This window comes from Streptomyces sp. NPDC041108 (assembly GCF_055592645.1).
Genome location: NZ_JBVIYK010000056.1, coordinates 1 through 1,277 on the forward strand (window position 1 = coordinate 1; position 1,277 = coordinate 1,277).

The 1,277-nt window shown below is 71.5% G+C and carries 1 protein-coding gene; it reads left to right on the top strand.

Annotation, left to right across the window (positions count from 1 at the left end):
* A partial coding sequence (locus ACZ6BB_RS42175) for a bifunctional glycosyltransferase 87/phosphatase PAP2 family protein (protein ID WP_471620375.1) occupies positions 1-1,277 on the top strand: 1,277 nt, incomplete at both ends.

The following is a 1,277-nucleotide window of genomic DNA, read 5'->3' on the forward strand; positions in this document are numbered from 1 at the left end:
GGCGGTGTCTGTGTCGGGTTCGCCGCGGCCTTCCAGCCGACCGTGCTGCTGTTCGTGCCGCTGCTGTGGTTCACCGACCGCCGGCGCGCCGCCGCGAGCACGGGGATCACGTTCGCCGGGGCCACCGTGCTCGCCTGGGCCGCGCTGCCGTACGACTCGTACACCTACTGGGTGCACCACCTCGCCGGTGTCGGCCTCGGCGGCCGGGCCGACGACCTCGCCAACCAGTCCCTGCACGGTGCCCTGCTGCGTTTCGGTCTCTCGGGTCCGCTGGAGATCGGCGTCTTCCTGACGCTGGCCGCCGCCGTCGCCGTACTGGGCATGCGGCGGGCCGTGCGCTACGCCCGCGACGGGCAGTTGCTGCTCGCGGTCGCGCTCACCGGCTGTGTCGTGGTCGCCGTCTCGCCGACGTCCTGGCAGCACCAGCTGCTGTGGGTGCTGCTCACCGTGGCCGGCCGGGTGGGCAGGAGGGCCTCCTCGCGATACGCGTGGCCGGTCGCCGTGGTCCTGGTGCTGACGCTGCCCGCGAAGATGATGGTGCCGAACGCGGCCGTCCTGCAGCCGTTGCGTGACAACGTCGTCCTGCTGGCCGCGCTCGCCGCCGCGCTCGTCGTGCCGTTCCTGTCCCGCACCTCGCAGTACCACCGGACGCCGATCCCCACGCAGTACGCCCCGAAGCCGAGGACCCGCTTCAGCCGGGCCCCACTGCTGCGCCGGGTGGCCACCCGGCCCAACCTGCTCCTCGAACTGCTGCTGATCCGTGTCACGTACGCGGCCTACCAGCGCACCCGGCTGGAGGCCACCGGCAGCCGGGCCGCCGCCGAGGAGCACGCCGCGCAGATCCTCACGATCGAGAGGGCCCTGTTCCTCGACGTCGAGCACTGGTTCAACCACACGGTCGTCGGCATCGGCTGGCTGCGGGGCTTCTTCGACTTCTACTACACGTCGTTCCATTTCGTGGTCCCGCTGACGGTCCTCGGCGTCCTCTACCGGCGCCGCCCCGCCGACTACCGCTGGGCCCGTACGGCCATCGGCTTCACCACGGTCCTCGCGCTCGTCGGCTTCTTCTTCTACCCGCTGGCGCCGCCGCGGCTGATGCCCGGCCTCGGCATCATCGACACCATCCACGGCGTCCAGGACTTCTCCCGTCCGGACTACGGCAGGCTGACCGAGGTGGCCAACCAGTACGCGGCCATGCCGTCCCTGCACTTCGGCTGGTCGCTGTGGTGCGGGCTCACGATCGCGCTGGTCGCGCCCAGGGCGTGGATGAAGGTGCT